At 40.5% G+C, this 6,222-nt stretch carries 6 protein-coding genes; 5 read left to right on the forward strand and 1 reads right to left on the reverse strand.

Features of this window, described 5'->3' with window-relative positions; genetic code table 11:
• The first annotated feature begins 299 nt into the window (after nucleotides 1–299).
• Genes AC4II3_RS30610 through AC4II3_RS30625 form a run of 4 tightly spaced genes read left to right on the forward strand, consistent with a single transcriptional unit; the run spans nucleotide 300 to nucleotide 4,546 of the window.
• Entirely contained in the window at nucleotides 300–485 is a 186-nt protein-coding gene (locus AC4II3_RS30610) for a hypothetical protein (protein WP_488012347.1), read from the forward strand.
• Complete coding sequence (locus AC4II3_RS30615) at nucleotides 451–1,260, forward strand: ABC transporter permease (protein ID WP_488012345.1); 810 nt, start codon at nucleotides 451–453, stop codon at nucleotides 1,258–1,260. The genes AC4II3_RS30610 and AC4II3_RS30615 overlap by 35 nt, the downstream gene beginning before the upstream one ends.
• Nucleotides 1,261–2,514 (forward strand): ABC transporter ATP-binding protein, encoded by a 1,254-nt coding sequence (locus AC4II3_RS30620; protein ID WP_488012343.1) that lies wholly within the window; start codon nucleotides 1,261–1,263, stop codon nucleotides 2,512–2,514.
• On the forward strand, nucleotides 2,495–4,546 hold the full coding sequence (locus AC4II3_RS30625; protein WP_488012341.1) for a serine hydrolase domain-containing protein: 2,052 nt from the start codon (nucleotides 2,495–2,497) through the stop codon (nucleotides 4,544–4,546). Before AC4II3_RS30620 ends, AC4II3_RS30625 begins: the two co-directional genes overlap by 20 nt.
• On the opposite strand, the gene AC4II3_RS30630 is transcribed toward AC4II3_RS30625, so the two are convergent.
• Nucleotides 4,536–4,736: a hypothetical protein gene (locus AC4II3_RS30630; RefSeq protein WP_488012339.1), complete on the reverse strand. Its 201-nt coding sequence runs from the start codon at nucleotides 4,734–4,736 to the stop codon at nucleotides 4,536–4,538. The genes AC4II3_RS30625 and AC4II3_RS30630 overlap by 11 nt on opposite strands.
• A gap of 276 nt (nucleotides 4,737–5,012) precedes the next feature.
• On the opposite strand from AC4II3_RS30630, the gene AC4II3_RS30635 reads away from it, so the two are divergent.
• The coding region (locus tag AC4II3_RS30635; RefSeq protein WP_490723003.1) for an RNA-guided endonuclease InsQ/TnpB family protein at nucleotides 5,013–6,222 on the forward strand (1,210 nt) is incomplete at its 3' end.

Consider the following 6,222-nt stretch of genomic DNA (forward strand, 5'->3'; position numbering starts at 1 on the left):
TAGGGAGTAGGGAGTAGGGAGTAGGGAGTAGGGAGTAGGGAGTAGGCAATAGGCAATAGGAACCCACCCCTAACCCCTCCCAGGAGGGGAAGGCAAGAGGCAAGAGGCAAGAGTGAAAAAATTCTGTGTACCTCATAGTTATGAAAAACACTGTAATCTCAGCCAAAGACTGAAAAATTTCTTGATAAAAGTTTTAGTTTTTTTATTATTTAAAACAACTATTTTTTGGTCTGGCAAATAAATACCTTTCAAGCTTTTATTTACTGCTTTATTACCGTCTAAAAAAAAGTAATTTAGCATTGCATTTAAAAATAGATCATAAAATAATTAATCTGCTCTATTTCCTACTATTCCCGATTCCCGATTCCCGATTCCCGATTCCCGATTCCCGATTCCCGATTTATATCAATTCTAGTTTTACATCTCAAATTAAAATGCTATATTACTCCAATGTCTTCAATAAAAAATCAAAAATCAAAAATTAAACCGTTGTTTAAGTGGCGGTTTTATTATCTTTATGATTTGCTACGAGAGCTAGTTAATCGGGAGATGAAGCTACTCTACAAACGGTCAGCTTTAGGAGTAGCTTGGATGCTGCTTAATCCACTACTTCAGTTAGCTGTTTTTACCTTTGTTTTCAGTTTTGTATTGTCGGTTGATATTCCTCAATATACTTCATTTGCATTTTCTGGATTGTTGGTATGGACATGGTTTAACAGCTCTCTTTTTCAAGCAACTGGCGTGATTATTCATAATCGCCCCCTGATCCGACAACCGGGTTTTCCAAACGCTATTTTACCGGTGGTGACGGTAACCACAGGTCTGATTCATTTTATTCTAGCCCTGCCAGTATTAGTTATCTTTCTGTTAATCGATGGTGTTCAGTTACAGCCAGTAGTTATACTGTTACCAATCCTACAAGTTCTCCAGTTTGCCGTTACCATTAGTTTAGCCTATCTACTAGCTGGTTTTAATGTAACGTTTCGCGACACCCAGCATACTATCGGTGTACTTTTACAGCTGCTTTTTTATGTGACACCGATTTTTTATGATATTACTAATGTGCCCAAAAATTATCAGTTTTTGTATTACCTTAACCCGATGGTGCATCTGGTTAACGCCTATCGCACTGTACTAATTAAAGGCACAGCACCGGATTGGCTAGCTCTGCTAGTTATGGCTTTGGTCACGTCAGTATGTTTACCTATCGGTCTTCAAATTTTCCGGTGGCAGAGCGATCGCTTTGTGGAGGAATTATAGATGGTTGATGCAATTATTGTTAAAGAACTCGGTAAACGCTTTAACAACTATCATCCTGACCGACCGTTTACCATTATGGAGGCGGCGCTGTCGGGTTTTCGGCATATTATGGCAGCGGAAAGGTTTTGGGCGTTGCAGAATATTACCTTCACCGTTTCCCCAGGCCAGATGCTGGGCATTCTCGGTCACAATGGGGCTGGTAAATCAACCCTGTTGCGCTTGATTGGTGGGGTTGGAAAACCGGATAAAGGCAAGGTTACGGTTAATGGCTCCATTGGAGCGCTGCTGGATTTGGGAGCTGGTTTCCATCCAGATTTGACTGGGCGAGAAAACGCTTTTGTTAGTGGTGTGGTAGCAGGTCTTACTCGTGAAGAGATGGGGCGACGGTTTGATGAAATCGTGACCTTTGCTGAACTTGAGCCGTTTATCGATAATCCAGTGCGCACTTATAGTACAGGGATGCAGATGCGGCTGGCGTTTTCGGTGGCTGTACACACAGACCCAGATGTGATGCTAGTTGATGAGTTTCTCTCCGTTGGGGATTTGAGATTTCAGGCTAAGTGCTTGGAACGAATTGCGCAGTTGAAAGAGTCTGGCTGTGCTATTGTCCTAATTTCTCACAGTAGCGAACAAATTGAGCAACTTTGCGATCGCGCTTTGTGGCTACAACAAGGACAAATCATGGCTTACGGTGAGCCAAAAGTGGTAGTAGCACAGTATGTCAATCAAATGCGATCGCAAACTCAGCAACGCACTCCCAACGGATCCTCCCAAGTGACTAGGTCTGGTGTGCAACTGCGAATGAATCAAAACCGCTTTGGCTCTCTAGAAGTAGAAATTACCGATGTGTTGCTGTTACCTAGCTTAGAGATTAATAGTGGTGATTCCTTAGCTATTGACATTGAGTACTTTTCACCTCAAGCAATTGATGGACTAATTTTTAGTGTCCTCATTAGTACTGAAGATAGTCAAGTTTGTCTTGAGACTAACACAACTACCATGGGAGTATCAGTACCAGGTATTAAAGGTAAAGGAAAAATACAACTCCATCTATCCCGCTTAGATTTAAACAGTGGTAAGTATTTTGTTGATGTTGGGGTTTATGAACCGAATCGGGCTTATACCTATGACTACCATTTGCGTGTTTATAACTTTTTAGTGCGTTCAAACTATAGTGAAAAAGGTATGATAAGCCCACCGCTTCGTTGGGATGTTGTTGAAGGGTTAAATTTGAGTGAAAACAACAGTAAATAGCTTACTAAAACTGATTCAATCACTAAGTTTAGCTCTATTAATTCTTAGTGTTTCTGTACTTCCCGTATTTGCTGAGGAATCTTTGAGTGTATCTAACCGGTATTTGCCGATGGTATCTACAACGGATGATTCTCATGTCAAACTAACTAAATTCAAGGATATAGAAGAATTTAGTGACGATTTTTTTGTCAATCAAATGACAGAAAATAATATTCCTGGAGCGGTATTTACCTTAGTCAAAGATGACAAGATTATTTTCTCTAAAGGCTACGGCTACGCCAACCTTGAGGATCAGATACCGGTTATTCCTAACAAAACTCTGTTTCGTGTAGGCTCTGTATCTAAACTAGTTACCTCTACGGCAATAATGCAACTAGTCGAGCAAGGTAAGCTTAAGCTACATGAAGATATTAACCAGTATCTTAAGGAATTTGAAATCAAGACTAATAAATTTAAGCCAATCACAGTTGATCATCTCTTAACTCATACTCATGGATTTGATGTAGCTTGGGCGATTGGCGGAGCCACTCTTTGCCAGTCTCAGCTGCCATCCTTAGAAAAATTTCTCACAGAAAATTTACCAGAGCGAGTGCGACCACCAGGTGAATTATATGTTTATAGTGATGTGGGATTAGCATTAGCAGGTTACTTAGTCGAAGTAGTTGCTGGAATTCCTTTCAGTGACTATATTAACCAAGCTATCCTACAACCTTTGAATATGAGTCAAAGTAGTTTTCAGCAACCATTACCGTCTCAGCTGGCTGCTGATTTAGCTGTGGGATATCAGTACAAAAATGGCAATTATATAAATCAACCCTTTACCTGTAATAAAAGTGTTCCTACTACAGCGTTAAGTACTACTGGCGAAGATATGGCTCACTTTATGATTGCTCATTTACAGGGAGGTCGTTATGGTACAGAGCGTATCCTGAATGACACTACAGTACAGGAGATGCACCGCCAACACTATACTAATTTTCCCAACCTTCCTCAAGTAGCAGGATCTACTTATGGTTTTTTTGAGCGCTTTGTGAATAATCAACGGATAATTGAGCATGGCGGTAGCATGTCAGGGTATACTAATCTGCTATTTTTAATCCCAGAACAAAAGTTAGGTTTCTATATTGCTTACAATCGTAACACTCTTAATGAAAATTTGCGAGACGACTTGGTTGAACAGTTTTTAGATCGTTATTATCCTGTACATAAAACCATTTCGTCACCTACTGAAACGATTACTAAAACTATCACTGAAGCTGATAGTCCCCAGCAGTATAACCAGCAATATGAACAGCAATATAAACAAATAAAGGGCGGTTATCGCTTCATTCGATATCCTCGAAACTCCCTGGTCAAACTAGCCATGGTTTTGCTGGAATGGGGCAAATTATTGATTATTCAAACTAATAAAGACCACACCTTAACTATATTTCCAGGAAGAAGTACATGGGAGGAAGTCGAGCCACTCCTATTTCGTGCTACTGACAGCAGTATGTATATAAATTTTCGGCCAGATAGTCAGGGTAAAATTACTGGTATGTCTATGAGTAGTCATGTCCATTTAACCTATGAAAAGTTACCCTGGTACGAAGCTCCTGTTTTACAGCTTGGACTGGCAGGATTTTCTGTGACCATCTTCCTATGGGGATGTTTAGTTTGGCTAATTAGACCATTAATTAGCCGCAAAAATAAAACGTTATCTATAGTTTCACGACATACTCGTCTGGTGGAGTTGATCATTGGTCTGATTAGTGTCTTCAATTTATGCTTTTTGATTGGAATGGGGATAACTATTAGTACAATAGATTTCTGGGAATTTTTCTTCGGAATGCCCCCTGTTCTAATTGCGTTACTTTATCTACCCATTGTGACCACAGGCTTGACTACTCTAGTATCGATTATTGGTTTACTGGCTTGGAGAGACAAAAACTGGTCTTGGATCAGACGAGGGTATTATTGTTTGAGTATGCTAGCGGCATGGCTATTTATCTGGATCCTAAATTCTTGGAATTTATTAGGATTTAAATTTTAATTTTTGTGATTATACAAGGGGTACCAGATAATGAGGTTTTACCAAAACTAGACAATATAAATTCATACTTCAATTGCTGCAACGCCGCCTTTGCTGGTAGAGCCATGGGAATCAGGTAGGGAGCGATCGCAAAAAAGACAATCCATTTAGCTGTCCGGCAAAAGAAGCCCCACATCCTAATGCGTAGCATAGGTGTGGGATGAATTTTGCACAGGGTCTTTCGGATTCGGCAAAGCCGTTCGCGAAGCGTGGCCTACGGCCTCCGCTACGCGAACAGGGAAGCGAGCTATCAAACTCCTTATTAACTCTGACTGAGTCATTCCGCGTCGTTGCGGCCTCTTGTGCTAACTGTCTTTTCTCAAAGTTGGTAATCCTGATTGTTAATTTTTTATCTTTCATTATGAATTGCCATATGACTGTACGTATAGTATAATTGTAATAGGTCGATAAAAAAGAGGGCAACACGGTGAGAATTGCTTACCAATACCGATTGAAGCCAACAAAAGAACAAAAAAGACAGATAGACAACTGGTTGTCTATGCTTTGCGCTCAGTACAATTACCTTTTGGCTGATCGGTTCAATTGGTACGATCAAAATCGCTGTTCTATTAACGCCTGTCCTCTTGTTTGTCATATTTCCGAATTGAGAGAAAACCCGGATTATTACAGCCAGAAGAAATATTTACCTAGTCTCAAAGAGACTCACCCTTGGTATAAAGACATTCATTCCCAAGTGCTTCAGGATGTGGTCAAAAGGGTAAAGCTAGCCTTTGATAGATTTATCAAAGGAGACATCAACGGAAAACGAAGCGGCAAACCTAGGTTCAAAAAACGTCACCGCTACCGTACTTTTACCTATCCACAGATCAAGGACGAATGCCTAGAGGGTAATCTGATCAACCTCCCAAAAATAGGTATGGTCAAGGTTGTCCTGCATCGCCCTATTCCTGACGGATTCAAAATTAAAACTGCATCTATTACCAAGAAATGTGATGGCTACTACTTGGTTCTGTCTCTAGAAGACAAAACAGTGCCTCAAGTTAAGCCTGATATCAACCCTAATTCAATAGTTGGGATTGACGTTGGCCTTAAGGAGTTTTTAACCACTTCGGAAGGAGAAACCATTGATATTCCCCAGTATTATCGAAAAGCCCAAAAAAGATTAAAAGTTATTCAAAAACGGGTATCTCGACGGAAAAAAGGAAGTAACAATAGACTGAAAGCTATCAAACAACTTGGAAAGCAACACAAGAAGGTCGCCGATAAGCGAAAAGATTTTCACTTTAAAACAGCCAATTATTTGCTGTCAAAATATGATGTAGTTGCTCACGAAAAGTTAAATGTAAAAGGGCTTGCCAAAACCCGATTAGCATTATCTGTGTTGGATGCTGGCTGGTCAAGCTTTCTAGCAATCCTAACGAGCAAAGCCTTAAATGCTGGCTTGTTGGCGGTTCCAGTAAGTGCCCAGAATACTTCACAGAATTGCTCTGATTGTGGGAAAAAAGTTCCTAAAAAGTTGCACGTCCGTTGGCACGATTGTCCTCACTGCGGTTGTAGTTTGGACAGAGACCACAATGCAGCAATAAATATAAAAAATAGAGCGGAAGGGCAGTCCGTTCTTAAAGCCCAGCGCCTCCTAAGGGATGCCCGGATTGGCTGGGAAGCCTACACTGAAC

The sequence above is a fragment of the Moorena sp. genome (assembly GCF_982860115.1).

Coding starts and splice junctions, on each gene's coding strand:
- AC4II3_RS30620 (WP_488012343.1), top strand. CDS start 1,261: ATGGTTGATGCAATTATTGTTAAAGAACTCGGTAAACGCTTTAACAAC.
- AC4II3_RS30630 (WP_488012339.1), bottom strand. CDS start 4,736: ATGCTACGCATTAGGATGTGGGGCTTCTTTTGCCGGACAGCTAAATGG.
- AC4II3_RS30615 (WP_488012345.1), top strand. CDS start 451: ATGTCTTCAATAAAAAATCAAAAATCAAAAATTAAACCGTTGTTTAAG.